24 protein-coding genes are annotated in these 26,453 nt (G+C 60.0%); 17 read left to right on the forward strand and 7 right to left on the reverse strand.

Going from position 1 to position 26,453, the window contains the following annotated elements:
• The first annotated feature begins 16 nt into the window (after positions 1-16).
• From ribE to FBY04_RS29585, 8 genes are all read left to right on the forward strand, one after another.
• Positions 17-493, forward strand: coding sequence for a 6,7-dimethyl-8-ribityllumazine synthase (ribE, locus tag FBY04_RS29550; protein ID WP_003228649.1), 477 nt, complete (start codon positions 17-19; stop codon positions 491-493).
• Complete coding sequence (gene nusB / locus FBY04_RS29555) at positions 490-990, forward strand: transcription antitermination factor NusB (protein WP_145318911.1); 501 nt, start codon at positions 490-492, stop codon at positions 988-990. The genes ribE and nusB overlap by 4 nt, the downstream gene beginning before the upstream one ends.
• A 27-nt stretch (positions 991-1,017) precedes the next feature.
• Complete coding sequence (gene thiL, locus FBY04_RS29560; RefSeq protein ID WP_084319674.1) at positions 1,018-1,983, forward strand: thiamine-phosphate kinase; 966 nt, start codon at positions 1,018-1,020, stop codon at positions 1,981-1,983.
• The gene (locus FBY04_RS29565; protein ID WP_145318914.1) at positions 1,980-2,483 is read left to right on the forward strand and encodes a phosphatidylglycerophosphatase A; all 504 of its coding nucleotides are present in this window, start codon (positions 1,980-1,982) and stop codon (positions 2,481-2,483) included. Before thiL ends, FBY04_RS29565 begins: the two co-directional genes overlap by 4 nt.
• Positions 2,484-2,507: 24 nt before the next feature.
• On the forward strand, positions 2,508-3,245 hold the full coding sequence (locus FBY04_RS29570) for an ABC transporter substrate-binding protein (RefSeq protein WP_145318917.1): 738 nt from the start codon (positions 2,508-2,510) through the stop codon (positions 3,243-3,245).
• A gap of 252 nt (positions 3,246-3,497) precedes the next feature.
• Positions 3,498-4,115, forward strand: coding sequence for a GTP cyclohydrolase II (gene ribA / locus FBY04_RS29575; protein ID WP_008033730.1), 618 nt, complete (start codon positions 3,498-3,500; stop codon positions 4,113-4,115).
• Positions 4,112-4,531: an MFS transporter gene (locus FBY04_RS29580; protein WP_084319676.1), complete on the forward strand. Its 420-nt coding sequence runs from the start codon at positions 4,112-4,114 to the stop codon at positions 4,529-4,531. The genes ribA and FBY04_RS29580 overlap by 4 nt, the downstream gene beginning before the upstream one ends.
• Positions 4,531-5,331: a cobalamin-binding protein gene (locus tag FBY04_RS29585; RefSeq protein ID WP_145318920.1), complete on the forward strand. Its 801-nt coding sequence runs from the start codon at positions 4,531-4,533 to the stop codon at positions 5,329-5,331. Before FBY04_RS29580 ends, FBY04_RS29585 begins: the two co-directional genes overlap by 1 nt.
• Before the next feature lie 138 nt (positions 5,332-5,469).
• Here the strand turns inward: FBY04_RS29585 and FBY04_RS29590 are convergent, their stop codons facing one another.
• From FBY04_RS29590 to FBY04_RS29605, 4 genes are all read right to left on the reverse strand, one after another.
• Positions 5,470-7,353: a TonB-dependent receptor domain-containing protein gene (locus FBY04_RS29590; protein WP_145318923.1), complete on the reverse strand. Its 1,884-nt coding sequence runs from the start codon at positions 7,351-7,353 to the stop codon at positions 5,470-5,472.
• A gap of 116 nt (positions 7,354-7,469) precedes the next feature.
• On the reverse strand, positions 7,470-9,368 hold the full coding sequence (gene dxs, locus FBY04_RS29595; RefSeq protein ID WP_084319678.1) for a 1-deoxy-D-xylulose-5-phosphate synthase: 1,899 nt from the start codon (positions 9,366-9,368) through the stop codon (positions 7,470-7,472).
• A gap of 91 nt (positions 9,369-9,459) precedes the next feature.
• Positions 9,460-10,347: a (2E,6E)-farnesyl diphosphate synthase gene (gene ispA, locus FBY04_RS29600; protein WP_145318926.1), complete on the reverse strand. Its 888-nt coding sequence runs from the start codon at positions 10,345-10,347 to the stop codon at positions 9,460-9,462.
• The gene (locus FBY04_RS29605; protein WP_007970180.1) at positions 10,344-10,586 is read right to left on the reverse strand and encodes an exodeoxyribonuclease VII small subunit; all 243 of its coding nucleotides are present in this window, start codon (positions 10,584-10,586) and stop codon (positions 10,344-10,346) included. The genes ispA and FBY04_RS29605 overlap by 4 nt, the downstream gene beginning before the upstream one ends.
• An 890-nt stretch (positions 10,587-11,476) precedes the next feature.
• On the opposite strand from FBY04_RS29605, the gene FBY04_RS29610 reads away from it, so the two are divergent.
• From FBY04_RS29610 to FBY04_RS29645, 8 genes are all read left to right on the forward strand, one after another.
• Entirely contained in the window at positions 11,477-12,268 is a 792-nt protein-coding gene (locus FBY04_RS29610; protein ID WP_145318928.1) for a YfaP family protein, read from the forward strand.
• A gap of 35 nt (positions 12,269-12,303) precedes the next feature.
• Positions 12,304-14,016, forward strand: a complete 1,713-nt coding sequence (locus tag FBY04_RS29615; protein WP_145318931.1) for a DUF2138 domain-containing protein — start codon at positions 12,304-12,306, stop codon at positions 14,014-14,016.
• Positions 14,001-14,651 carry a DUF1175 domain-containing protein gene (locus FBY04_RS29620; protein WP_084319682.1) on the forward strand — a complete coding sequence of 217 codons (651 nt, stop codon included), beginning with the start codon at positions 14,001-14,003 and terminating at the stop codon, positions 14,649-14,651. The genes FBY04_RS29615 and FBY04_RS29620 overlap by 16 nt, the downstream gene beginning before the upstream one ends.
• The gene (locus tag FBY04_RS29625; protein ID WP_145318934.1) at positions 14,648-19,213 is read left to right on the forward strand and encodes an alpha-2-macroglobulin; all 4,566 of its coding nucleotides are present in this window, start codon (positions 14,648-14,650) and stop codon (positions 19,211-19,213) included. Before FBY04_RS29620 ends, FBY04_RS29625 begins: the two co-directional genes overlap by 4 nt.
• A 1-nt stretch (position 19,214) precedes the next feature.
• Complete coding sequence (locus FBY04_RS29630) at positions 19,215-20,834, forward strand: DUF2300 domain-containing protein (protein WP_145318938.1); 1,620 nt, start codon at positions 19,215-19,217, stop codon at positions 20,832-20,834.
• Positions 20,835-20,837: 3 nt separating this feature from the next.
• On the forward strand, positions 20,838-21,653 hold the full coding sequence (locus FBY04_RS29635) for a YfaP family protein (RefSeq protein WP_145318940.1): 816 nt from the start codon (positions 20,838-20,840) through the stop codon (positions 21,651-21,653).
• 364 nt (positions 21,654-22,017) lie between these two features.
• Positions 22,018-22,296: a hypothetical protein gene (locus tag FBY04_RS29640; protein WP_145318943.1), complete on the forward strand. Its 279-nt coding sequence runs from the start codon at positions 22,018-22,020 to the stop codon at positions 22,294-22,296.
• A gap of 493 nt (positions 22,297-22,789) precedes the next feature.
• Positions 22,790-23,284, forward strand: coding sequence for a GNAT family N-acetyltransferase (locus FBY04_RS29645; RefSeq protein ID WP_144929823.1), 495 nt, complete (start codon positions 22,790-22,792; stop codon positions 23,282-23,284).
• A gap of 74 nt (positions 23,285-23,358) precedes the next feature.
• Here the strand turns inward: FBY04_RS29645 and FBY04_RS29650 are convergent, their stop codons facing one another.
• The 3 genes from FBY04_RS29650 to FBY04_RS29660 all read right to left on the reverse strand — a co-directional run bounded on the left by FBY04_RS29650 (position 23,359) and on the right by FBY04_RS29660 (position 25,597).
• Positions 23,359-24,885, reverse strand: a complete 1,527-nt coding sequence (locus tag FBY04_RS29650) for an IS66 family transposase (RefSeq protein WP_145318946.1) — start codon at positions 24,883-24,885, stop codon at positions 23,359-23,361.
• 61 nt (positions 24,886-24,946) lie between these two features.
• Entirely contained in the window at positions 24,947-25,282 is a 336-nt protein-coding gene (tnpB, locus tag FBY04_RS32920) for an IS66 family insertion sequence element accessory protein TnpB (RefSeq protein ID WP_178112095.1), read from the reverse strand.
• Positions 25,283-25,387: 105 nt separating this feature from the next.
• On the reverse strand, positions 25,388-25,597 hold the full coding sequence (locus FBY04_RS29660) for a transposase (RefSeq protein ID WP_144929826.1): 210 nt from the start codon (positions 25,595-25,597) through the stop codon (positions 25,388-25,390).
• 414 nt (positions 25,598-26,011) lie between these two features.
• On the opposite strand from FBY04_RS29660, the gene FBY04_RS29665 reads away from it, so the two are divergent.
• Entirely contained in the window at positions 26,012-26,362 is a 351-nt protein-coding gene (locus FBY04_RS29665; protein ID WP_145318949.1) for an inovirus-type Gp2 protein, read from the forward strand.
• Positions 26,363-26,453 lie beyond the last annotated feature (91 nt).

Here is a 26,453-nt window from a genome sequence, read left to right on the forward strand (position 1 = left end):
TTAAGAGATCTAACGAATGACCCTGAAGACCATCGAAGGTACCTTCATCGCCCCTAAAGGCCGCTACGCTCTGGTAGTAGGCCGTTTCAACAGCTTCGTCGTTGAAAGCCTGGTCAGCGGTGCAGTTGATGCCCTGGTTCGCCATGGCGTGAGCGAAAGCGACATCACCATCATCCGTGCGCCTGGCGCCTTCGAAATCCCGCTGGTTGCGCAGAAAGTCGCTCAGAAGGGCGAGTTCGCAGCCATCATCGCTCTGGGCGCGGTCATTCGTGGCGGTACTCCGCATTTTGAATACGTGGCGGGCGAATGCACCAAAGGCCTGGCCCAGGTGTCCATGGAGTTCGGCGTTCCGGTCGCTTTCGGCGTGCTGACCGTTGACTCCATCGAGCAAGCCATCGAACGTTCCGGCACCAAGGCCGGTAACAAAGGTGCCGAAGCTGCCCTGTCCGCTCTGGAAATGGTCAGCCTGCTGGCGCAGTTGGAGGCCAAGTGATTAGCGACGAAAGCGATCGTTTCAACCCGCGCGATCCAAAGCCTGCGGATGCCGGCAAGCCATCGAAAAGCGTCAAGCGTCGCGAAGCCCGTCAGCTTGCGACTCAGGCGCTGTACCAGTGGCACATGGCCAAGCAGTCGCTGAACGAGATCGAAGCGCAGTTCCGGGTCGATAACGATTTCAGCGATGTCGACGGTGCCTACTTCCGTGAAATCCTCCACGGGGTTCCCGCGCAGAAGGACAGGATCGATGCCGCGCTCACGCCTTGCCTGGACCTGACCATCGAAGAGCTGGACCCGGTTGAACTGGCGGTATTGCGCCTGTCCACCTGGGAACTGCTCGAGCGCGTCGACGTGCCGTACCGCGTTGTGATCAACGAAGGGATCGAACTGGCGAAAGTCTTCGGTTCCACCGACGGCCACAAGTTCGTCAACGGTGTACTCGACAAGCTGGCCCCGCGTCTGCGTGAAGCTGAAGTGAAGGCGTTCAAGCGCTGATTGGCGCTTGGACTCTTTGTCTCAGCCATGGGCGAGTTTGAGCTGATCCGCAATTTTTTCGCCGCCGCGCCTTGTGCGCAGGGCGGCGAAGGCGTTGCCCTCGGGATCGGCGATGACTGCGCCTTGCTCGCTGTTCCTTCTGGGGAACAGTTGGCGATTTCCACCGACACGCTGGTTGCCGGCGTGCACTTCGCAGACCCTTGCGACCCGTTTCTGCTCGGTCAGCGCTCGCTGGCCGTGGCCGTCAGTGATCTGGCTGCCATGGGCGCCACCCCCATTGCCTTTACCCTTGCCCTGACCTTGCCTTCGGCGACTGCCGATTGGCTGCAAGCGTATGCCCGTGGTTTGAGCCTCATGGCGCAACGCTGCGGTGTGGCGCTGGTGGGTGGCGATACCACTCGTGGGCCGTTGAGCCTGACCATGACCGTGTTCGGGCGTGTGCCGAGCGGTTTGGCGCTGACCCGCAGCGGTGCGCAGGTCGGCGATTTGTTGTGTGTCGGCGGTGAGCTGGGCAACGCCGCCGGGGCCTTGCCGCTGGTGCTTGGTCAGCGAACCGCCGAAGCCGTCATCGCCGATCCGTTGCTGGCACATTACTGGGCGCCGCAACCGCAACTCGCGTTGGGTCAGGCATTGCGTGGCAAGGCGACGTCGGCACTGGACATCTCCGATGGCCTGCTCGCCGACTGCGGGCACATCGCGCTGGCGTCGAGGGTCGGCATTGAGGTTGAACGGGACCGCTTGCCGCTGTCCAAGGCTTTAGTGGCTTTCCTCGGTCAATCGGGCGCCGAACACTCCGCACTGAGCGGCGGAGACGATTACGTGCTGGCTTTTACCTTGCCGTCCGTCGAATTGCCGCAACTGGTGGCCGATGGCTGGCCGATCCATGTGGTCGGGCGTGTGGTGACGGGGCAGGGCGTCGTGCTTCTGGATGCTGCCGGGCAAGACATCACCCCGCAAAAACGGGGCTATCAACATTTTCGGGAGACACCGTGACAGATCATCCCAAACAGGTTCCGGCGGAATTCGTACCGCCGTCGGTCTGGCGCAATCCATGGCATTTCCTGGCGTTCGGCTTCGGTTCGGGCACCTTGCCAAAGGCGCCGGGCACTTGGGGGTCGTTGGTTGCGCTACCCTTTATTCCGTTGTGGCAGATGCTGCCCGACTGGGGCTACTGGCTGATGCTGGGCATCACCATGCTGTTCGGCTTCTGGCTGTGCGGCGAAGTGGCCGACGATTTGCGGGTGCACGACCACGAAGGCATCGTCTGGGACGAAATGGTCGGGATGTGGATCACCCTGTGGCTGGTGCCGGAAGGCTGGTACTGGTTGCTCGCGGGTTTTTTGGTGTTCCGCTTCTTCGACATTCTCAAGCCGTGGCCGATTCACTGGATTGACCGCCATGTGCACGGTGGCGTCGGGATCATGCTCGACGACGTATTGGCCGGGGTGTTCGCATGGTTGGCGATGCAGGGGCTGGTATGGATTTTCGCCTGATGCCTGGCGGAGCAGGGGGCTAGGATGGCTCGACGCTGGTTGGCTGTAATGGGTTTCGCCCTGTTTGCTTCGCTCGCGCAGGCGGGGGAGGCAGTGACAACGCCATCAGTGATCCATCTGGCCAGCGAAGGCTGGGAAGGCTACACCGCCGCCGATGGCCATGGCCTGGGTTGGGACGTGTTGCGGGAAGTTTTCGAGCCGGCCGGCGTCAAACTGAACATTCGCACCGAACCTTATATCCGTGCCATCGGGCTGGCCCAGCGGGGAGAAGTGGACGCCTGTGTCGGCGGTTATCGCGACGAGGTCAGCGATCTGCTGTATCCGCGCTGGAATTACGACACCGATCACATCTATGCCCTGGGGCTGGCGAGTAACCCGGCACCGACTCTGGAGACCCTGGGCAATTATCGACTGGCCTGGGTCCGCGGCTACGATTTCCAGAATTACCTGCCCAGCATTAACCGCTATAAAGAAGTCGCTCGGCGCACCGGCATTCTGTCGATGCTGACCTACAATCGCGCCGACTACTACATTGATGCGCTGACCGAAATTGATGACATGGTCCGCCGGGCCACGGATCCGTCCCTGTTCCGGCGCACGCATATTGCAGAACTGCCGCTGTACCTGTGTTTTGCCGATACGCCCAAGGCGCGGAAGTTGATGGCGCTGTTTGACCAGCGAATGGAGGTGCTGGTCAAAAGCGGCCGGCTGAAACCGATCTTCGAACGCTGGAAACAGCCGTACCCGTTCGATCGGAATTGAGCGCAGATACCGCGGTACACCGCGAACTTCGTAGGCGCCGGTTTGCTGGCGATGGCGTCCATTCAGGCGATAAATATGCAGGCTGAACCTCCGCTATCGCCAGCAAGCCGGCTCCTACAGGTTCTTATGCGGGGGCGGTGATCAAACTTTTAGATCGTTATGCTCCATAATTCAGCCTAAGCGTCTGTAGGAACGTGCTGTTACAATGCCGCGTCTGCGAATCTCCAGTACTTATTGATCAGGAGCACACCGGTGCCTGTCGTTTTTGTCGCCGCTTCCAAGCTGCCAACGCCTTTTGCGCAATTCACCATGCACGGCTTTCTCGATGAAGAAAACGGGCGCGAGCACGTTGTGCTGAGCCTCGGTGAGTTCGACGACGGTGCGCCGGTACTCGGTCGCTTGCACTCCGAATGCCTGACCGGCGATGCCTTGTTCAGCCAGCGCTGCGACTGCGGCTCGCAACTCGAGGCCGCCTTGCAGGCCATCGCCCGTGAAGGCCGTGGCGTGTTGCTGTACCTGCGTCAGGAAGGCCGCGGCATTGGCCTGCTGAACAAGATCCGCGCCTATGAATTGCAGGACGGCGGCGCCGATACCGTTGAAGCCAACGAACGTCTGGGCTTTGCCGCCGACCAGCGCGACTACGCCATGTGCCTGCCGATGCTTGAGCATCTGGGCGTGAAATCCCTGCGTCTGATGACCAACAATCCACGCAAGGTCAAAGCCCTGACCGACATGGGCATTGTGGTTGCCGAGCGCGTGCCGCTGCATACCGGCCACAATCCGCACAACAAACTCTACCTGGCCACCAAGGCCAGCAAGCTTGACCACATGATGGGCAACGAGCACCAGGGCGAGGTAGACCGGGCGTGACCCGCGGTCAGGTGCGGCGGCGACTGTCCGTCAACTGGTGGCAATACCTGGCGCTGGCCTTGTTGCCGCTGTTCGTGATCAACGGCGTATTTGGCCAGGGCGAGGCGCTTCTGCCCGTATTGGCGATGCCGTTGTTCATCGCCGGTGTGGCGTCGATGTTTGTCAGCCTGAAGTTTTTCGGTGGCTACAAACACGCGCTGATCGCCACCCAGAAAGCCCTCGATACACCTGAAGAGCCTGCCGCGTGGATTATCCTGGCTGCCAAGCGCCGTGCTGCGTTTCTGGCCGCCGCTTTACCGGCGTGGATCGGTGCGTTGGCCGTCTTCGTCGGGCTCGAAGCGGTGCCGTTGGTGTTGTTGGCGTTGTCGACGACGGTGCTGTTCTACCTCTACCGTATTCCGCGTCAACTCGGCTGATGTGCCGCATCGGGCTGGCGGTTTTGCTGCTGGCCGTCAGCGGCCTGGCCTCTGCAGTCGAACGCGTCGTCAGTCTCGCGCCGTCTCTGTCTGAAATCGTTGTTGAACTGGGTTCGGCTGATCTTCTGGTCGGTGTGCTCGATGCGGGTGATCGTCCTGCTGAACTCAAAGACCTTCCTTCCGTTGGCCGCTACGGCCAGTTGGACATGGAGCGGCTGCTCAGCCTGAAACCCGATTTGCTGCTGCTCTGGCCCGGCAGTGTCGGCCCGGCTCAGCGTGAGCAACTTAAGCGATTGAACATTCCCACCTACGTCGCTGACCCCCACAATCTTGAACAACTGACCACGCAAATCGAGGCGATCGCCCTGCAGTTGGGCCGTCCCGAACGTGGCGTTTCATTGGCCAGCAATCTGCGTCAGCGCCTCGATTCACTGCGCCAACGCTATCGACGGGATGAACCGTTGCGAGTGTTTTATCAGGTCTGGGATCGTCCGCTGTACACCGTCGGCGGCGGGCAGATCATCAGCGATGCGCTGCAAGTGTGCGGCGCGCGCAATGTGTTTGCTGATCTGACGCTACCGGCGCCGCAGGTCAGCGTGGAAGCGGTATTGCAGCGTAACCCCGAGGTGATTTTGGCCGGTGATCAGGCGCAGTTGGAGGCGTGGAAGGCCTGGCCGCAGGTGGCTGCGGTGGCGCAGGGGCGATTGCGGATGGTGACGGATAAAGGGCTGGAGCGGCCGAGTGGGCAGATGATCGAGGCGACGGCCAGGCTGTGCCAAGTCATCGCGCCCGACCGTTAAGACCGAGGTGCGGCCATCGCGAGCAAGCCCGCTCCCACATTTGATCTTCAGTGGGCACAGGATTTGTGTGCGGCCGAGATCAAATGTGGGAGCGGGCTTGCTCGCGAAGAGGCCTGCTCAGACACCCTGAATTTCAGATCAGATCTTCGGCGTCCAGGTCACCCCAAACATCCACGCCCGACCTTCCTCGCGATACCCGAACTGACCGCCGTCATGACTGTACAACGCCCGGCTGTACTCCTTGTCCAGCAGGTTATCAACCTTCAGCTCAAACTTGATCTCACGATTCAGCTCCCAACTGCTGCGCAATCCCAGCAGCGCGTATCCGCCTAACGGCTGCTGATTGTTCTCATCGTCATAACTGCTGCTCACCGCTTGCCAACTGGCGCCGACACCCAGTCGATCGAACTGCCGATCCAGATCCAGGCTCAACGTCCGCCGTGCGCGACGCGCCAGGGTGTGGCCACTGTCGCGATCCCGCGGGTCGATGATCGCTACGCCAAGAGCGCTCTGCCAGCCGAACAGTTCTTGCTTCAACGCCGCTTCAAATCCGTTGATCCGCGCCGAGGCGACGTTCTGCGGGCGGTCGTTGCTGCCGAAGATGATCGCGTCCTTGAGGTCGGTACGATACAGCGACGCTTCGAGGCGACTGGTATCGGTCAGCTGACTGCGCCATTGCAGCTCGTAGCTCTTCGAGGTTTCAGGCTTCAGGTCCGGATTGCTGAAATCCGGGTAATACAAGTCATTGAACGTCGGTGCGCGAAAGCCTTCGCTGTAGGTCAGCAGCACGTCGTTGTCCGGGTTCAACGGCAAGGTGAACGTGCCGCTCCAGCTGTTCTGGCTGCCGAACTGCTGGTTCTGGTCTCGGCGCAGGCCCAGTTCCGTGGAGAAACTGTCTGCCTGATAGCGATGCTGGATAAACGCCGCGCGGTTCCAGCGGCTGTCCTCGTCGAACGCTGTGCTGCTGTTGATGCGGTCTTCGTACCAGTCACCGCCGAGGATCAGGCTGTTGCGCGCGTCGAGCGCCAGGTCGTTCTGCCAGTTCAGCGAGTCGCGGTAAGTGTTGAACACGCCGCGTTCGTCGCTGAGCTTGTCGAGGGATTTTTCGCGGTTTTCGCCGTGGCCGAATTCGACGCGGGTTTTCCACAGGTCGTTGATGCGCGCATCGACGTAACTGCTGAGGCTACTCACCGTGAACTCGTTGTAAGGCTGCTGCTGGGCCGATTTGAAGGTGGTGCTGTCGAAGCGGCCGAACGGATTGTCGAATGCGCTTTTGCCGCGGTTATCCAGAAGGTTGGCGCCGATTTCGATGTCATCGGTGAGGGCGTGACTCAGGCTCAGACTCAACGACTTGTTGCGATACTCATCGTGATCGCCATCGCTCGGGTACGACTCGTGGGTGCGATTGATCCCGGCGGTTTCATCGAGGCTGGCGCCCAGGTTGAAGCGGGTTTGCTCATTGCCCCCGGACACGCCGAGGCTGCGCTCCCAGGTCTGGTGGCTGCCGAAGCCCACATGCAGACGCGGTTGCAGGCCTTGTTCGGTGCCTCGGCGGGTGAAAATCTGGATCACCCCGCCAATCGCATCGCTGCCGTAAATCACCGAACGGGAGCCGCGCAGCACTTCCACGCGCTCGACCTGTTCGATGTTGAGGTGTTGCAGGTTGCTGTCGCCGGAAGTCGAGTTGCCGATGCGTTGACCATCCACCAGCACCAGACTTTGCGCCGATTTCGTCCCGCGGATGTAAATCCCCGGCAGGCTCCCGCGCCCACCTGTTTGCCCGACTTGCACGCCCGGCACACGACGCAGCAGGTCCGTGACGCTGTCGGGTTGCAAACGGTCGATGTCTTCGCGGGTGAACACGGTATTGGCGGCGCTGCTGTCGTTGCGGGCCTCGACCTGGCGGTTGGCGCTGATCAGCACGTCGGGCAGCTTCAGGGCCTGGTTGCGTTCGAAAGTGTCAGCCAGGAGTGGGCCGGACGGCAGAAGCGTCAACGTCAGGGCGAGGGGGGAGAAATTCATGATTTTTTCGTAGAAGCGCAGAAGTACACGGTCCCTGTAGGCGCCGGCTTGCTGGCGATGGCGTCCTTGAAAACGCCATCGCCAGCAAGCCGGCTCCTACAGGTGTGAAATCGGGTTTACAAGGCCAGCAGTTGCAGGCGTTCGCGGATCGACGCTTCGATCCCTGCTTCATCCAGCCCACACTCGGCCAGCATTTGCGCAGGCTTGGCGTGTTCGACATACACATCCGGCAAGCCCAGGTGCAGCATCGACTTGAGGATGTTTTCCCGGGCGAGGAATTCACTGACCGCACCACCGGCACCGCCCATGATCGCGTTTTCTTCGATGGTCACCAGCAGCTCATGGCTGCCGGCAATCTCGCGAACCAGCGCTTCATCCAGCGGTTTGACGAAACGCATGTCGACCACAGTGGCATCCAGCGTCTCGGCGACTTTCAGCGCTTCGGCCAGTTGCACGCCAAACACCAGCAGGGCGACTTTGCTGCCCTGGCGGCGAACCACGCCTTTGCCGATTTCGATCGGTTGCAGGTCTTTCTCGATCGTTGCGTTCGGACCGTTGCCGCGTGGGTAACGCACCGCCGCCGGGCCGTTGTACAGGTGGCCGGTGGTGAGCATTTTGCGCAGCTCGTTTTCATCGCTCGGGGTCATCACCAGCATGCCGGGGATGCAGCGCAGGAACGACAGATCGAAGCTGCCCGCGTGCGTCGGGCCGTCTTCGCCCACCAGACCTGCGCGGTCGATGGCGAACAATACGTCGAGGTTTTGCACCGCGACGTCATGAATCAATTGGTCGTAGCCGCGCTGCAGGAACGTCGAGTAAATCGCCACAACCGGCTTTGCGCCTTCGCAGGCCATGCCGGCCGCGAGGGTCACGGCGTGTTGCTCGGCAATGGCCACGTCGAAATAGCGCAGCGGAAAACGCTCGCTGAACGCCACCAGATCGGAGCCTTCCTTCATGGCCGGCGTAATACCGACCAGGCGTGGATCAGACGCGGCCATGTCGCACAGCCATTCACCGAACACGCCGGAATACTTCGGCCCGCCCGCTTTTTTCGGTGCGGCGGCCGGTGCGTCGACAGGTTCGAGTTTGGTGATCGCGTGGTAACCGATCGGGTCGACTTCCGCGGGGGCGAAGCCTTTGCCTTTCTTGGTGACGACGTGGAGGAATTGCGGGCCTTTCAGATCGCGCATGTTGCGCAGGGTGGCGATCAGGGTCGGCAGGTCGTGGCCATCGATCGGGCCGATGTAGTTCCAGCCCAGTTCTTCGAACAGCGTGCCGGGGACCAGCATGCCTTTGGCGTATTCTTCGGTGCGGCGGGCGATTTCCCAGGCGCCGGGCAGGCGCGACAGGACCTTTTTGCTGCCTTCGCGCATGCTCGCGTAGGTGCGGCTGGAAAGGATTTTCGCCAGGTAATTCGACAGGCCACCGACGTTGCGCGAGATCGACATGTCGTTGTCGTTGAGGATCACCAACATGTTGGCGTCCACTTCCGGCGCGTGGTTCAGCGCCTCGAACGCCATGCCGGCGGTCAACGCGCCGTCGCCGATCACCGCAATCGCCTTGCGATCACTGTTTTGCAGGCGGGCGGCAATGGCCATGCCCAGGGCTGCGCTGATCGAGGTGCTGGAGTGACCGACGCCAAAGGTGTCGTACTCGCTCTCGGAACGACGCGGGAAGGCGGCGACGCCGTCCTTCTGACGCAGGGTGCCCATGCGCTCGCGACGGCCGGTGAGGATTTTGTGCGGATAAGCCTGATGACCCACGTCCCACACCAGCCGGTCGTCCGGGGTGTCGAAGACGTAATGCAACGCGATGGTCAGCTCGATGACGCCCAGGCCGGCACCGAAATGCCCGCCGGTCTGACCGACCGTGTAGAGCAATTCCAGGCGCAACTCATCGGCCAGGGTTTCCAGCTCGGCTTCGCCTAACCGGCGCAGGCCGTCCGGCGTGTTGGCACGGTCGAGCAGGGGCGTGGTCGGGCGCTTGCGGGGAATCTCATGAAACGTCGTGGGCATCAGGCGAATCGTTATAGGTATAAAAGATGCGGCAGTTTACCTGATGCATCGCCCCCTGCCCACGCGTTGGTCTTTTTTGGCGGATACGCCGTCAGTTGCGGCGGTCGACGATATAACGTGCCAGATCGCGCAACGGCTCGGCGGCCGCGTCAAACGGTCGCAGCGCGTGCAGGGCCTGGTCGCGCAGTTCCAGGGCGTAGGCCTTGGCTGCATCGAGGCCAAGCAGGGCCGGGTACGTCGGCTTGTCGCGAGCGATGTCGGCGCCCTGGCGTTTGCCGAGGGTTTCGGTATCGCTTTCGACGTCGAGAATGTCGTCCTGCACCTGGAACGCCAGGCCGATGGCCTGTGCATACGCCTGCAAGGACTTCAGTTCGTCCTTCTCGGCACGGCCACTGGCGAGGGCGCCGAGTTTGACGCTGACCTCGATCAGCGCGCCGGTCTTGTGCCGGTGCATGGTCTCGAGGGCTTTTTGATCGAGTTTCAGACCGACCGAACCGAGGTCGATGGCTTGGCCGCCGACCATGCCGGCCGGACCTGCCGCCAGCGCCAGTGCGCTGACCATTTGCAGGCGAATTTCTGCGTCCGACGAGCTCAGGCGCGGGTCGAGCAGGGCGCTGAAGGCCAGGCTCTGCAAGCCGTCGCCGGCGAGAATCGCGCAGGCTTCGTCGAATTTCTTGTGGGTGGTCGGCTGGCCGCGACGCAGATCGTCGTCGTCCATCGCCGGCAGGTCGTCGTGAACCAGCGAGTAAGCGTGGATCAGCTCCACCGCGCAGGCCGCGCCGTTGGCTTGCTCAGCCTTGCCGCCCAGCGCTTCGCAGGCGGCGTAGGCGAGCAGCGGACGCACGCGTTTGCCGCCGTTCATCACGCTGTAGCGCATGGCTTCGTACAGCCGCGCGAGTTCAGGGCTTGGCGCGTTGAACAAGGTTTCCAGTGCCGCATTGACGCGGGCCTGGCTGGTCGCCGAATACGCTGCAATCATTCTGGTTGATCCGCGTCAAAGGGTTCCTCGGCCAACTCGCCATCACGTTCGAGCAGCACTTGAACCTTTTGCTCGGCCTGGGCCAGCGCTGCCTGGCAATCGCGGGTCAGACCGATGCCTTGCTCGAAAGCCGCCAGCGAGTCTTCCAGCGACAGTTCGCCGTTCTCCAGTCGCTCCACCAGCGTTTGCAGGTCGGCGAGGGATTGTTCGAAATCCAGTGCAGCTTTTTTGCGGGCCATGGCGGCGATTTCCGGTTGACGTTAAACCGGCGCGACACTAGCAGACATGGGGGTTATGGGCAAATGAGGGCATTGTCTGCTGCGCGTTTGGTCGGGTGTATATCCGTTTTTGCGGTAACGGCTTCTATGTGGTTCCGTCCTTACGGCGGGTTACTTTGAAAAGCGCCAAGTAACCAAGCGCTTTTGCCCCTTTCGTTCGGTGCCTCGAGGGGACGTGCACCTCAAGATCAAAAGCGGAAGGCGAGCTAACGCTCGGGCTGATGAGTGGTGAAAATCAAAAGCAAACGCGATTCCCTGTAGGAGCCGGCTTGCTGGCGATAGCGTCCGTCCAGTCAATAAATTTGTTGGATGACCCACCGCCATCGCCAGCAAGCCGGCTCCTACAGGGGGATGTGTACGATCATAGAAACAGGTCGGCTGGCAGGCCGCCTCGCTTTGCCTTTTGTTTTTGATCTTGATCTGCACCGTACGTCAGGGGCGCAGGCGTTTGGTTACTTTGCGCTTTTCAAAGTAACCCGCCGTAAGGGCGGAACCCATAGCGGCCGTTACCGCAGTAATGGATGTGTACACCCTCAAAAACAAGTGGCCTGACGCTCAGCCATCGCTAGCAAGCCAGCTCCTACAGGGGGGCCGGGTACACCCGCAGTACAGGATTATTCGGCTCATTTTGTGAGCCGAATAAGGCCGCTATTCGGCTCACGCCTCGCTTTCACCGTGATTCCCGCCACAAATAAAGATGTGTCTGATTGTTAAAAACCCGCCAAATGGCTAACCTTCGCGCCTTCAACGACCCAATAGTCACGGGTCTTTCTGACGAAACGCAGTATTTGGATCTGTAACGCGCCGAGGATCAGGCGCAAGGTTTCGTTATGCATGGCAGGAGGCGTCACATGCGTTCATTTTTTCTATGCCTGATAGGGTGGGTCTGCGCAATCGCAGCCTGGGCCGAGCCGACGGCAGAGCTGTCGGAACCGGTGGGCGGCTGGCGCTACAGCGGCCTGCTCGATCGAAGCGAAAACCCCCAAGTCGCCTATCCCACACCGCCCATCGACCGGGGCGTGCAGCGCAATCGCACGATGATTCAAGGCCAGCTCAAGGCCATCGGCACGCAACGCGGGCCGCACACGCTGGCAGTCAACGGCAATCCACTGAACCTCTACACCGACGACCAGGGGCGTTTCGCCCGGCCGTATGCATTCGGTGCCGGCTCCAACAGCGTCGAAGTGCGCAGTGTCGAAGGCAAATCCCTCAAGCGCGTCCAATTCTACGAAGCCAACAACCTGCGCACCCCGGCGCGGATTCGCGTGGTACTGGGTTGGGACGATCCGAAAGCCGAGCTCGACCTGCACATCGTCACGCCCGACGGCCAGCATGCGTTCTGGGCTCGCCCGGCGATGAACAACGGCGGAGGCCTGGACCCGGACGGCGTCGACGGTCCCGGTCCGGAAATGTTCACCATGACCGCCCCGCTGCATGGCACCTATCTGGTTTACGTGAACTATTGGGGCAACTTCGGCAGTGGCGGCTATAACTTCGATGAGACCAGCAACCAGAACGAGGTGATCACCTCGCAAATCAATCTGGTGCTCAATGAAAACACCGTCGACGAAAAACGCGAGACCTTCATCGTGCCCCTGCGCGCGATCGGTGACCTGCTGCTGGTCAAGACTTTCAACTATTAAGCATCCCGCACCACGGATGAATTGGGCTTTGTGAAATGAGCGATAACACTGTGACTCCGGCCGCGGCCGCACCCGCTGCCAAACCTTCCCGTCGCTGGCCGGCGCTGCTGGTCGGGTTATGCCTGGTGGCTGGCGTGGCGGCTGGACTTGGCTGGTTCATGCACAAACCCAAGGCGCCGCCCGCAGAGTTGGCCAGCGACAAACTGGGCATGAGCCGCCCGGACGGCTTGCTCGAAACCCATTCCTTGAGCCAGTTGCCCAAGGACTTGCTGGCGGTGCCGTTCCTCAAGGAAACCCTCACCGAAGATTTCGTCTTCTATTACGAAGCCCATGCCGATCGCCTCGGCTTGATCGGCAGTCTGCGGCGGATCATCTACGAGCATGACCTGAAGTTGCAGGACAGCCTGATCGAACAGCTTTTCGATCAACCGGCGGATGTGGCGCTGTGGCGGGGGGCGGATGGTCGTCTGAAAGATTTTTTGCTGGTGATGGATCGCGGTGGTCTGGCCAAGGTGCTGGAACCGCTGGCGAAAGTGGCGCTGGATGATTCGCAGCTGACCCAGCTCAGTGAAATCAAGGTCGGTGGCGATGTGGTGCCGCTGTATCAACTGACCTACAACAACAGCAAAGCGTTGGTGTTCGCCTCCTATGGCGACAAGTTGGTGGTGCTGTCCAACCCTTCGAAGCTGTATGACACCGGCCACGGCTCGACTGACGAGCGCGGCATGGTGTCGACCCAAGCGCTGGAAGCATTGCTCAGCGGCCAGAAACTGTTCCCTGAAGCCTTCGGCCTGCCACCCCGTGCCCCTGAAGTGAAACAACGCCTGTCGGTCAATTCCAGCGTTCTGGCCATGGGTTACCAGCGTTTCATCCCGAACTTCGCCGGCCTGCGCTTCGATATGGACGACAAGGGCTGGCACAGCTTTCTCGCCATGGACGAACTGGAAAACCAGCCGGACTTCGATTTCAAACCGATCTGGCAAGCCATGCCGATGGGCGCCAGCGCTTGCGTAGCGCTGCCACTGGCTGCCGAACAACAGAAACCATTGCTGGTGAAACTCGGCGCCGAAGAAACCGTGGCCCAGGCCCTGACCGAACACATGGCCGGTGCCGCCGGCCTATGCTGGTACGCCGATTCGCGGCTGTACACGCCGCTGCTGGTGGCCAGCCTGAATGATGACGGCAGCGCCAAACTCGACGGCGACCTGGGCAACCTGTTCAACTCGATGGTCGGCGCTTATGAAGGCAACGTCGAAGAACACGCGTTCCCGGTGGTGGAAAAACAGGAAGGCGAAAACCACCAGTGGCAGCGCCAGGTCAGCTCTAACTTTGGCCCCTACAAAGCCAAGGATGCCGAGAACCCGGACGCGATCACCGGCAAGGCGTTCATGAAAGTCAGCCTGGCGCGCCACGGTTCGACGCTGCTGTTTTCCCTTGACGACAAGCTGGTTGAAAAAGCCATCGGCACCCTCGACAAACGCTTCCCGCCGATGGCCGATGTGGTGCCCAAAGACCTGCTGATGCCGGTCTACTTCGGCCCGGATTCCATGGCGCAACTGATGCAGCAGGAAACCCTCGACAGCCTGCCGCAGGACATGGAGCCGGTGTTCTACAACGCCGCGCAAACCTACCTGATCCCGAAACTGCGCAAGCTCGGCGGCTACGGAAAATACGCGCTGACGTTGCCGGAAGGCAGCGAGCCTGACGGCCATTGGCAATGGCTGCCGCTGGAATGGAAAGCCCTGTGACCGCACTTATCCGAGGCCTCGGCCTGCTGGCGATGTTGCTGGGCAGTCGCGCATTTGCCAGCGACGCTGCGCCGCTCGACCCGCAGCAATCCCAAGTGTTCCGTGCCTGGTTCGTGCGCATCGCCCAGGAGCAACTGACCCAGGGCCCGAGCCCGCGCTGGTATCAGCAGGACTGCGCCGGGCTTGTGCGTTTCGCCGCCAACGAAGCGCTGAAAGTCCACGACGATAAATGGCTGCGCAGCAATGGCCTGTCCAACCGCTACCTGCCGCCGGAACTGCAACTGAGCGAGGCCCAACGCAGCCTCGCCCAGCAATGGCAGCAGGGCGGCGGCAAGGTCGGGCCGTACGTCAACGCGATCAAACTGATTCAGTTCAACAGCCATCTGGTGGGCCGCGACCTGGCGCAAGCCCGGCCCGGTGACCTGATGTTTTTCGATCAGGGCGACGACCAGCACCTGATGATCTGGATGGGCCGCTACATCGCCTATCACACCGGCACTACCACCCCCACTGACAACGGCATGCGATCCGCGAGCCTGCAGCAACTCATGACATGGAAGGACACCCGATGGATACCCGACGCAGCCAACCCCAACTTCATCGGCGTCTATCGACTGAACTTTCTCTCCCAATGACCGGTGCCCGCATGCTGCGCTTTCTGTCTCTACTGTTGGTATTGGTGCTGCCTTTTTCGGCCGTGAATGCCGAAGACACTGTCGAGCCGAGCGGCTACACGCCGGTGGCCGGTGAAAGCTTTTTCCTGCTGGCCGACAGCAGTTTCGCCAGCGACGAACAGGCGATGGTGCGTCTCGAAGCACCGGGCCGCGACTATCGCCGTTTCCGCATGGAACCTTACGGCGGCGCCGACATTCGCGTGTACCGCATCGACAAGCCGCTGGATTTCCTCAAGCGCCAGAAGAACCTGCACCGCGTGGTCAGCGACGGCCAGTTCAAGGGCGAAGGCCTGTCGAATACCCTCGCGTACCTGTGGGACAACTGGTACCGCAAATCCCGTCGCGTGATGCAGCGGGCGTTTTCCTACGAGTCGCGCAAACAAGTCACCGAGGAAGTGCCGGAACTGAAGATGGGTACCGCCATCGCCGCGCCAACGCCTTATGACGCCCAGCCGCAATTCGCATTGATTCCGGGCCTGCCGGTGGTCAGTCAGTTCCGTTATCCACTGTGGCAAGCCAAACCGATCCAGCCGCCAGAAGGCGTGAATCTGGCCGGTTCTTCCAGCGAGTTCGTCACTGTCGCGCCGGGCAACGTCTACATCCCGCTGGGCAATCTGAAACCGGGCCTGTATCTGGTGGAAGCGTTGATCGGCAAGTACCGCGCGACCACCATGGTCTTCGTCTCCAACACCGTGGCCGTGAGCAAGATTGCCGGTGATGAACTGCTGGTCTGGGCCGCGCGCAAACACGAAGGCAGTTCAGTGCCGAAAGTGAATGTGCTGTGGACCGATGGCCTCGGCGTGATGAGCAGCGGCGCCACCGATGCCGATGGTTTATTGCGCCTGAAACACGTCAGCCCCGAGCGTTCGTTCGTGATCGGCGAGGACGAAGAGGGCGGGGTGTTTGTCTCCGAGAACTTCTATTACGACAGCGAAATCTACGACACCAAACTCTATGCGTTCACCGACCGGCCGCTGTATCGGCCGGGGGATTGGGTGTCGCTGAAAATCGTCGGTCGCGAGTTCAAGAATGCCCGGGATTCCGTGGCGCCAACCGCTGCCGACGTCAATGTGACGGTGCTCGATGCCACGGGCACCGCGCTGCAAACGCTTGCGCTGAAACTCGATTCCAAGGCCGGCACCCAAGGTCGTTTCCAGTTGCCGGACAACGCCGTGGCCGGTGGTTATGAATTGCGTTTCAGCTACAAGGATCAGGCCTACAGCAGCGCCTTCCGCGTGGCTGAATACATCAAGCCGCACTTCGAAATCTCATTGAACCTGGCCAAGCAGGATTACCGCACCGGCGAACCGGTGAAAGGCAATCTGGTGTTGCTGTACCCCGACGGAAAACCGGTGGTCGATGCCAAATTGACCCTGAGCCTGCGCGCCCAGCAACTGTCGATGGTCGATAACGAGCTGCAATACCTCGGGCAATTCCCGGTGGAACTGACCAGCACCGAACTGACCACCGATTCCAAAGGCAACGCGACCCTCGACCTGCCGGCCGCCGAAAAACCGAGCCGTTACATGCTCACCGTTTTCGCCAGCGATGGCGCGGCGTACCGGGTCAGGACCACCAAGGAGATCCTCATCGATCGGGGCGCGGCGAGTTTCAGCCTGCGTGCGCCGCAGCGCTTCAGTGCGGTGGGCGACAAGGTTGCGTTCAGCTATGTGAATGAAGGTGGCAGCGAGCAGAGCAAAGCGGTCACGCCGAGCAGTTACCGCTGGGTGCGTCTGGAAGACCAGAGCACCGGCGAAGGCAAACTCGCTGCGAGCGATAAAAGCTTCACGTTGGCCTTTGAGCGTCCCGGCACCTACAACCTGACATTGAAGGATGAGCAGGGTCGCGTGGTCGGTGCGGCCGGTCATTCGGTCACCGGTGACGGCGTCAAAGCCGTGCCCGGCACCGTGGAAATCGTCCTCGACAAACCCGAGTACAAGGCGGGCGACGAAGCTCTTGCGCTGATCACTTTCCCGGAGCCCGTCAGCGATGCGTTGCTGTCGCTGGAACGCGACAAAGTCGAGGCCACAGCGCTGCTGTCCAAGGGCGGCGACTGGCTGAAGATGGAAAAACTCAGCGACACCCAATACCGCGCACGCATTCCAGTGAAGGACAATTTCGCGCCGAACCTGACGTTCTCGGTGCTGTACACCAAGGGCGGTCAATACAGCTTCCAGAATGCCGGGATCAAGGTGATTGCGCCGCAGATCGACGTGGTCATCGCCACCGACAAAGAGGCATATCAACCGGGTGATACCGTGTCCGTCGACCTCACCACCCAGTTCGCCGGCAAGCCTATTCCGGCGCACCTGACGGTCAGCGTGGTCGATGAAATGGTCTACGCGCTGCAACCGGAAGTCGCGCCGACCATCGACCAGTTCTTCTACCACCCGCGCCGCAACAACGTGCGCACCAGCGCCAGTCTGTCGTTCATCAGCTACGACGTCGCGTTGCCGGGCAGCCCTGGTGCACCGGGCAAAGCCAATCGCAGCGAACGCGGCGTGAAAGTGCTGGAGCGGCCGCGTCGTGAAGACGTCGACACCGCCGCATGGCAGCCGGAATTGATCACCGATGCCAACGGCAAAACCCGCTTCACCTTCAAGATGCCGGACTCGCTGACCCGCTGGCGCATCACCGCGCGAGCCATCGCCGATGACGGTCAGGTCGGGCAGAAAAAGCAGTTCGTGCGTTCGGAAAAACCGCTGTACCTGAAGTGGAGTGGCCCGAGCAAATTCCGCACGGGCGACAAACCGGATCTCGGTGTATTTGCCTTCAGTCAGGCGGAAAAACCGGTCAAGGCTGAGCTGGTGATTCACTACGCTGGCGCCGAACAGCGGGTGCCGGTGACGCTGAACAACGGCATCAACTACATCGCTCTGCCGGCGTTTGCCTTGGCCACTGGCGAGTGGACCGCTGAGCTGGTGCAGGACGGCAAAACCGCTGACGCGCTGGCCGTGCGCCTGACCGCGACCGGCGAAGGCTGGCAGGTCACCCAAAGCCAAAGCCTGGACGTGGCCAGCGGAGATACACCGCTGAGCTTGCCGGCGGACGCAACGAACATTCGCCTGCGTCTGGATGACAGTCCGCAAGCGCTGTTCCGCTCGGCGCTCGATGATTTGCTGAGCTATCCGTACGGCGGCGTCGAGCAGACGGCCAGTCGTTTGCTGCCATTGAGCATCGCGTACCCGACCTTGTCGTCGAATCCGCAGATCCGCGATCGCCTGCGCCTGATCATGCAGAACAGCCGTCTGCGCCTGGTGCAAATGGCCGGCCCATCCGCGAGTTTCACCTGGTGGGGCATGGACGGTGAGCCGGATGCGTTCCTCACCGCGTACGCCTACTACGCCGACTGGCACGCCAGCAAAGCGCTGGAGCTGAGCCTGCCGCCGGAGCATTGGCAGCGGGTGCTGGAGGTCTATTCGAAACAGGCGAAAAACACACCACTGCTGCAACGGGCGTTGATCCTGTCGTTCGCCAAACAGATGCAATTGCCGGTGAATACCTTGCTCAGCGGTTTGATGGATGACCTGGCGAAAGCGGGCGAAGGCAATGCGGCGAACCTGATGGAGGATGGCGAAGACAGCATCGTCATGAGCGATCCGGATTCGGCGCTCGGGTTGGCGGCGGCGCGGACGTTGACGGCATCGTTGGCTCGTCAGTCCAAGGTGACCTTGCCCGAGGCGTTCAATCGTCAATTGCCGGATGCGCAACAGCGTCTGGCGGTGAGTTCCCAGCCATTTGCCGAAGCGCTGAACCTGTCGCTGCAAGCCTTCGATCAGGCTCACGCACAAGCCTTGTTGCAACGTCTGTTGCCACAGCAATCGACCCTGGAACGCGCGTTGGCGCTGACCTGGTTGCAACGCAGCATTGAGCAGGCTTCGCCGACCATTGCACTGGCTCCGGGTGAGGGCTGGAAGAAAAACTACGGTGACACCGGCGAGATGTACTGGACGTGGCAGGGCGCTGCGCCGGTGCCCGCCGTATTGTCGCTGGCCGGGACGCAAGAACGCCCGTTGCGGGCAGCGTTGAGTTTTCAGACCCGGCAACCGCCGATTGATCCGATGGCCGTGACCATCACCCGTCGCCTGTCGCGTCTGGTGCCGGGTGACGAAGCTTTCACGTTCAAACTGGAAGCGGTCGGCACCAAGCCGTTGTCCAGCGACAGCCTGTATCTGGACGAAGTGATCATCACCAGCAAAGCCGCCAAACCGCTGCGCTACGGGATGATCGAAGTGCCGTTGCCTCCGGGCGCGGACGTCGAGCGCACCACGTGGGGCATCAAGTTGATGGGCAAGGCCGGCACTGAACCGACGGCGCTGGAGAAGGCGCGCTTCGAACCGGGGCAGATGGCTTACGCGATTCCGGTGGATGCCCTGAGCGGCGAATTGCGTCTGCGTCATCTGGTGCGCTTCTCGCAAAAAGGCCAGTTCAACCTGCCGCCGGTGCGTTTCACTCAGGTCTACGCGCCGCAGCATCAGGCCCAGGAACAGAAACCGGCGCTTGGTCGGGTCACGGTCAACTGACATGACCCGACGTTTGGTTTGGTGGCTGCTGTGTTTGATCCCTGCGCTGGCGACAGCGCAGGACGAGCCGTTGCGGCTGGGCTTCAAGGGTGAATTGCTGTCGCTGAGCCGGACCCAGGTGATTTCTCGCGAGCCGTTGCCTGACGCCTTGCAGACACCGTTGGGCAGTGTGTGGAAGTTGTTTGTCTACGGCTGGCTGGTGGACACCGGTGCCCGAGAGCCGGCGTATGAATGTCGCGGGCAGTCGAAAGAAGACGTTTATTGCTGCACCGCGGGCGGCAAGATTGAGCGTGATCAGGCGTTGGTGAAGTCCTGCGGTTTGTATTTTGAGCCTGCGCGATTGAGTATTTCCGGTGCTGATTGGCGCACGTATTGGCAGGCACGGCAGGCGCCGGAGTGGTTGCTGGATTTGCCTTCGTTGCAGCCATCCACGCGGGTTTCGGTGGTGGAGTTGCTGCGAATGCTTGCCGTAATGCCCGCGCAGGATCAGGCGCGGCGGGTGTTGCTGGACGTGGTGCTGAATGCGGCCGACGGCAATGTCGTAGGCGAACTCGGTGGCCGGTTGCGGGTGAAAACCTGGAGCTGGTTGGGTGATCAGGATCCGTCGTCGCGTCAGGGTGGGTTTGCCGGCTGGACAGTGGATGGCACGCCGGTCTGGGCCGGTGGGCGGGGGACCAGTCAAATGGTTCTGCGCAATTACGGTCAGGCGTTGGCTTCGGTGTTGCCGGTGGATTGGCCTGTGGATGCGGGGCGTTGCGTCGAGGTCGGGTTGTTTTCTCGTTATCCGATCGGACGCGTTTTGGCGGGGGATCGGGCTGTTACTTCCGGGCCGCTGCAGGGCGACTTTCGCGTCGAATTCACCAATGGCAATCAACTGGATATCCACAGCGACGGTGAGCTGTTTTTGGTGGGCGACAAACTGGTCGCACGCCTGGACCGAGAAGAGTACGTCGCCCGCGTCCTGCAACGCGAAGCCAAACCTGAACCCGCCGAAGCTGCCAAAGCCCTGGCCATCGCGATAAGAACCTATCTGCTGCAAAACGCCACCCGCAACGGCGACTGCCTGAGCATCGACGACAGCAGCAGCCGCCAACGCGTCGCGCCACGCCCGGCCACCGCCGAATCACGCAACATCGCCGCGTGGACCAGCGACCTCGTCCTCGCCGGCAGCACCGTCACCTACCACTCCGACCAGCCTGGCCCGGACAAACTCTCCTGGCAGCACGCCGTCGAACAGGCCAGCGCCGGCCAACGCTACGACGCCATCCTGCTGCACGCCTATCCGCGCGCGAGCCTCAGCCGCTGGGACAACCCGGTCGCCTCCTGCGAACCCCTGCCCGCCGCGCAAGACTGGTTGCAAACCCAGCGCCGCGGCTGGCGTGCGCGGTTGGAAAGCGAGGTCGGCTACAACGAAGTCAACACGTTCGCCGTCTGCCGTCTGGCCTTCGGCCGCCCGTACGTCGACCGCGAGCGTCAGCGCATCTACGTGCGCGGCGTGCTGTCGCTGCAAGATCGCCTCGACCTTACCCACGAATACCTGCACCTGGCCTTCGAAGCACACCCAAACGGCCAGGATGAAACCTACATTGAAGGGCTCGCCCGCCACCTCTTGCTGGAATAGGCCATGAAACTCCGTTATCCACAGGTCTTCCTGTTCCTTTGTTCTGTTTGCGTGTTGCCGACGGTTTCTGCGGCTGAAAGCGCCGTCAAACCCGACACCCCCGTCGGCGGCTGGCGCACCGGTGCGGTCGAAGGCGAAGGCGAAAACTTCCGCCAGACCGTCAACTACCCGGCTTCCTCGGTGAACACGCCGGCAGGACAGGCCAACACCGCACGCATCACCGGCCAGATCAAAGCCACCCCCAAGTCCACTGAACCGGGCCGATTGATCGTCAACGGCGTCAGCATGCCGCTGAAAATCGATCCCGCTGGCCGCTTCGATCGACCGTTCTCGTTTCCCAACGGCAGCAACAGCGTCGAAGTCCGCAGCCCCGATGGTCAGCAGCGCCATCGCACGCAATTCCTCAACACCCGCGGTGGTGCGACACCGGCCAAGTTGCGGGTGTTGCTGGCCTGGGACAGCGACGGTACGGATCTGGACTTGCACCTCATCACGCCCGATGGCGCGCACGTCTGGTATGGCGAACGCGCAGTCGCCAATGGTGCTGCTTTAGATGTGGACGTCACGACGGGGTACGGCCCGGAGATTTTCGCCATGCCCGCGCCGATCAAAGGGCAGTACCTCGTATACGTGAACTACTTCGGGGGCGGCTATCGGAGTGATGAGGACGGGCAAGAGGACGCGGTTCAACCACTGACGACGGGGCAGGTGACGGTGATTACGGAGGAAGGGACGCCGAACGAGAAAATGGAGACTTTTCTGGTGCCGATGCGGGCGGTGGGGGAGTTGACGTTGGTTAAGGGGTTTAGTTATCCGTGAGGCTGCGAACGAAATACTTGTGCAAGCACCTCTTGCACATTTTGCGTTCTACCATCAGCACCGCTGACACTCGTAAGGAAACTTTTCGACAGGCATTAAAAAGCCGGCTTGTGGGCGGCGTTATTGTTTAGATATGGCCTTATTTTACTGGGTTTTTCTGGTTTTTGAGATTTTGTCCCCCCATTTGTCCCCCCATCGAGACGGTTCGTAAGGGGAATTCGTCGGGTCACCCTACCTAGGTATTGAATGCTTTCTGCGACGCCTATGCAATCCAGGCGTCGTAGGGCTCCGGTCTCAGCGGTTGATCTAATCAGATTAACGAGCAACACTCGGGCACCGTTAAAGCAGGTACAAGGAGGTTCGGGTGTCGATCATTCAAGAAATCTATTCGTGGTCCCAAAACCTGCCGGCCTGGCAGCAGGACGCAATTGCTCGACTTTACGCTAGTCGAACGCTAACTCAGGCAGATAAGGACCATCTGTTTGCCTTGGCCAAAGCGGCACATGGAATTGACGATCCTGAAAATCGACAGCCCAGCAAGCTCGCTGCTGGCCAAGTCGCCGCCCCACCTGTACCTGATCGACTAGTACAAATCGGAGCGATAAAGCAGCTTTCGAATGTTAATGCTGTCGGCGCTGATTGAAAACTGACCCATTTGCCGACGCAAGACTGATCCAACTCAAAGCCAGTACACATCCAGCACAGACAACGTTCGTGAGGAGTCAGACTGAACCTGGGCGGAAGGCGCAGATTCTGCGATCGAAGAAGCGGAGACGCTGTTGTTGAAGGCAACGAAGCTACTGCCGAAGTCAAGCAAGAAGGCTCCTTGAATCGAGAGCGACTTGGATGCGCGATGTGTCGAATGCAGCAATGAACCTGTACATTGCTCAGCTTGATGGCAATGCTTCTATCGAGTGGCTAAGTTCAGGCAAAACGTGTGGAGCATTGACCCGCGCCGTCAGCTTTTCGTAACCGTCCGGGAAACACGCCTTCCTGAGCCATCGCCCTTAGTGCCGAGGTTCGAAAGGTGTTGACTGGACGCTTATTCAAGGCTCAGCAGCAGCTGATTATCGCGCTTCTTGCCAAAACATAACGGAACGGGCATTGTTAGGGCTTTGATCGAACACTGGAGAGCTATGACCATGAATGACATCAGCATTGATCGGTATGCGCCAGGCGACGAGAAAGGTGTAATGGCTTTGATCGTGCCTATCCAACGTGAGGAGTTCGGAATTGCGATTTCAGCTGAGGATCAGCCAGACTTGATGCAAATCCAGTCGTTCTACCAGACCGGCACCGGTGACTTTTGGGTAGCCCGGAGACAGGGTGCAGTGATCGGAACGATTGGTCTGAAGGACATTGGCAATGGCGAAGTCGCTTTACGCAAGATGTTCGTTGCAGCGCCTTGGCGAGGGCGGGAATTTGGTGTGGCCAAGCAGATGCTTGAACTCCTGATTGAAGCCTCGAAAGCGCGTGGCGTAAAGCGGATTTATTTAGGTACCACGGAGAGGTTTCTAGCTGCCCATCGCTTCTATGAAAAGCACGGCTTCGAGCTGATAGAACAGCAGGATCTGCCAGCCGGTTTTCCTTTGATGGTGGTTGATACGCGGTTTTATGCGTTGGTGTTGTAAGCCTCCTGGCTCATGATCGGCGTTATGGCCGCATGAAAATATGCGGCTAGTGAAGGCATGCAAACCTTGCGCAGTTAAACAGGCGTCCACTTATGAGGCAGCAGTTCGTCAATATCACTCGCCCGCTGCGTTGGCAGGCGCGTGAGAATGTCCTTCAGATAGGCATACGGATCATGCCCGTTGAGCCGCGCAGACTGGATCAAGCTCATGATCGCCGCCGCCCGTTTACCTCTGCGTAGCGACCCTGCGAAGAGCCAATTCTTGCGTCCAAGAGCCCATGGCCGGATCTGGTTCTCGCACCAATTATTATCAATGGGTACGGCCCCGTCCTTGAGGTAGCGCGACAGAGCTGCCCAGCGTTTCAGGCTGTAATCCAGTGCTCTGCTGATAGCCGAACCTTCGGGCACGCAATCACGCTGGGCGATCATCCAAGCATGCAGCATATCCATCACCGGCACGGCTTTTTCTTGCCGTATTCGGCGGCGTAAATCCGGCTCCAAATGGTGGATTTCACGTTCGATTTCGTACAGCAGTTGGATGTAGCGCAGGGCCTGCTCGGCGAGCATGCTCTTGTTGGTGGCGTGCAGTTCGAAGAACTTGCGCCGCGCGTGAGCCATGCAGCCGATCTCGGTCACGCCGAGTTCGAAGCTGGCCTTGTAGCCACCGAAATCATCACAGACTAGCTTGCCCTTCCAGTCTTGCAGGAAGTTGCGAGCATGCTCACCGGCGCGGCTGGGGCTGAAGTCATAAATGACCGCCGCTGTTTCGCAGAACTGGCCGGTGGCATAGGCCCAAACATAAGAGCGATGGGTTTTCTTTGAACCCGGAACGAGCATCTGTACCGGCGTTTCATCGGCATGAATTACCTGCTGACCGAGCACCACATCGCGCAGTGCATCGACCAGAGGCTGCAACTGCACGCCAGTAACACCAACCCATTGGGCCAAGGTTGAGCGTGGAATTGCCAAACCAGCTCGACCGAAAATCGACTCCTGGCGGTAAAGCGGCAGGTGGTCAGCAAACTTGGCGATCATGACGTGGGCCAGCAAACCGGCGGTCGGGATGCCCTTGTCGATGACCTGCGCCGGAACCGGCGCCTGGATCAGAGTTTCACAGTCATCACAGACCCATTTGCCACGAACATGGCGCTCGACGGTAAACACGCCGGGCGTGTAGTCCAGCTTCTCGCTGACGTCCTCACCGATACGCTTGAGTGCGCAGCCACATGGGCAGTGAGTGTTGTCCGGTTCGTGATGGATCAACGTGCGTGGAAAATCTGCCGGCAAGGCGGTGCGCTTGGGTTTTTGCTTTTTCTCGGTCGGCGTTGGCGCTGTTTGCAAGGCTTGAAGCTCAGCCTCGATCGCCGCGATATCGGTATCGATCAGGTCATCGAGCAAGCTGGCCTGCTCAGGATTCATCTGCTCGCTGCGCTTGGCAAACTTCAAGCGCTTGAGCTGCGCGATCTCGTGGGTCAGCTTCTCGATAACTGTTTGGTCGCGGTGGATCTTCTTGCCCATGGTGTCGACTTGCGACAGCAACTGCGCTGCCAAGGCACGCAGTTGGTCAGGGGACATTTGGTCGAGATTGGGCGAAGAAATCATGCCGTGGATTTTGCCAGAGCGGGCAGTTCGCGGCGATAGACCGATAGGCTAATGGCAACCGTTAAATCAGTGTGATCGCGCCGCCAGCTCCGACACGTTGCCATGGCAGACCCAGCACTAGGGCCTGAAGTTGCTCGGCATCCAACTCGAGATCAGAACCATGGCGAATACCTGGCCAGTGAAATTTGCCTTGATTCAACCTGCGCGCAGCCAGCCAGATGCCAAACCCGTCATGCACCAGCACTTTCATGCGAGTGGCGCGACGATTGGCGAACAGATAGGCGCAGTGCGGCTTCGCCGCACCGAACACCGCGATCACCTTGGCTAATGCGGTCTCGGTGCCTGCGCGCATGTCCATCGGCTCGGTGGCGAGCCAGATGGCATCGATGCGGATCACTGGGTAAGCCCACGGACAAAGCGGGCGCATCCTTCAGGATCGGAGGTCGGCCATTTCACCGTGATCGATTGCTCGCCAAGCGGCAGCTCAATGATCGCCGACGTTTCAGCCTGCCGTTTTGGCGTGGCTCTCAATGGAACAAAAGCCGGCAGCGCCGCTGGCGGCTGATCCCCGGAAGAGCGGCATCCACTTTCGAATAACGTTGGCGTTGATGCCGTGGCTGATGGCAACGCCAGATAGGGTCGCACCTGGTTGCAGGCATTCCTGAACAATCTGAGCCTTGAACAGTTTCGGGTAAGAGCTTCGTTGGCGCATGGAAATCCTGACGTTAAGGGCTATCGCGTCCGCTTAAAAATACGCGGACACCATCGTCCTTAATGCTGGAGTTCGGAAGGTGTGTTCGCCGGCCCCTTACTTTCAACGATTGTCGAGCGCCGAAATGGCGTCAACTTTGGTCACAACAAACACCGCTAATTCAAAAACGGTAGTGATAATTTCCTGGAGTAAATTTATTAAATAAATTGGCAAAAATTCCCGTGTTTGCGGGGGCTTTTGCTCTCGATTCCCTATGAATACTGAAGATGTGATACTCGGGTAATAGGTACTACGCTTTCATCTCTTAGGTTTCAATATATCCAGCCAGTATTCTGGCAAGTATCCAGCAACGTTAATGGTTAAATAATACTAATCCGCATTCCGTATGAGCCTACTTCAACAGGACATACTGTAATGAGCGTTTCATTTAATCCTAAACGTATCCCCGGAAACACGAACCTTCGCTATTGGTACGACTACACCTATGATGGTTACCCCCTCATGGTGGATGCCGGTCCATTTGTTGAGCAGTACTTGGAAAAGCTTTATCAAACCATGCAATACGCGTTGGTTGATTATTCTCGCGTATTCGCTTTCAGATTTGATTTGAGAATACCGCATGGAAAACCTTTACCTAGCGATGCACTGACCAATCAGATGATTCGGAGATTTAAGACATCGCTGGATGAGCAGATTCTTTGGGATCGTCAACGAGCTCGAAACCGCAATAGGTCAGCCCATGATTCCAAGGTCAGGATGTTCTGAATCGCCCCGGGTTTTCTAGACACTCTCCAGGCTCGCTGCGTAACGCTTTTCAAACTCTACCGGTGACAGCTGATTGTTGAAACTGTGACGT

The organism is Pseudomonas sp. SJZ080 (assembly GCF_007828295.1).
GTDB lineage: Bacteria > Pseudomonadota > Gammaproteobacteria > Pseudomonadales > Pseudomonadaceae > Aquipseudomonas > Aquipseudomonas migulae_A.